At 64.0% G+C, this 1,123-nt stretch carries 1 pseudogene; it reads left to right on the forward strand.

The window, feature by feature from the left end:
• A pseudogene (locus FV218_RS22445) lies at window positions 1-1,049 on the forward strand (IS3 family transposase); the annotation flags it as partial.
• Between the last annotated feature and the right edge of the window lie 74 nt (window positions 1,050-1,123).

The following is a 1,123-nucleotide window of genomic DNA, read 5'->3' on the forward strand; positions in this document are numbered from 1 at the left end:
GTAGCTGATCTTGTCCTGGAGAACCGTCTGCTTAAAAAAAGCATGAGCGGGGCTGGGGGCGACGAGGCATGAGGTACCCGGCCCCCGAGAAGCTGGAGATCATCCGGCTCGTCGAGCAATCCCACCTGCCGGTGCGTGCCACCCTGGACAAGCTCGGCATCACGCGCTCGACGTTTTACCGCTGGTACGACGCCTACCAGCGCGGCGGCCCCGAGGCGTTGAATGACCATCCTTCGCAGCCGAGCCGGGTCTGGAACCGCCTGCCTGCGGAGATCCGCGAGCAGATCGTTGCCCTGGCTCTGGAGCAGCCTGAACTCAGCCCGCGTGAGCTGGCGGTGCGCTTCACCGACGAGCGCCGCTACTTCGTCTCGGAAGCGACCGTCTACCGGTTGCTCAAGTCTCAGGACCTGATCACCAGCCCGGCCTATATTGTCATCAAGGCCGCCGACGAGTTCCGCGATAAGACCACCGCGCCCAACCAGCTTTGGCAGACGGACTTCACCTACCTGAAGGTCGTTGGCTGGGGCTGGTACTACCTGTCGACCGTATTGGACGACTTCTCACGCTACATCGTCGCCTGGAAGCTGTGCACGACGATGCAGGCCAGCGACGTCACCGCCACGCTCGACCTGGCGCTGGGTGCGGCTGGGCTCGATCAGGCGCGGGTGATGCAGCGGCCACGCCTGCTCTCCGACAACGGGCCTAGCTACGTCGCCAGCGACCTGGCGGACTGGCTCGGCACTCGGGGCATGACCCACATCCGCGGTGCGCCATGCCATCCTCAAACGCAGGGCAAGATCGAGCGTTGGCACCAGACGCTCAAGAACCGCATCCTGCTCGAACACGCCTACTTGCCCGGCGAGTTGGAGACGCAGGTCGCCGACTTCGTCGAACACTACAATCATGCCCGAGCCCATGAGAGCCTGAGCAACCTTACGCCCGCTGACGTCTACTTCGGACGCGGCGAAGGGATCCTGGCCGAGCGGGAACGCATCAAGCGCCAGACCCTGATGGATCGCCGCTTGCGCCACCACGCGCAGGCCGCCTAACCTCTCACCCCAGATGGACCAGAGCCTCCGCTCCTGAACACCGCTGAATGTCCCAAATCATCTGACGACGGACA

This window comes from Methylobacterium sp. WL69 (genome assembly GCF_008039485.1).
In the GTDB taxonomy this organism is placed as follows: Bacteria; Pseudomonadota; Alphaproteobacteria; order Rhizobiales; family Beijerinckiaceae; genus Methylobacterium.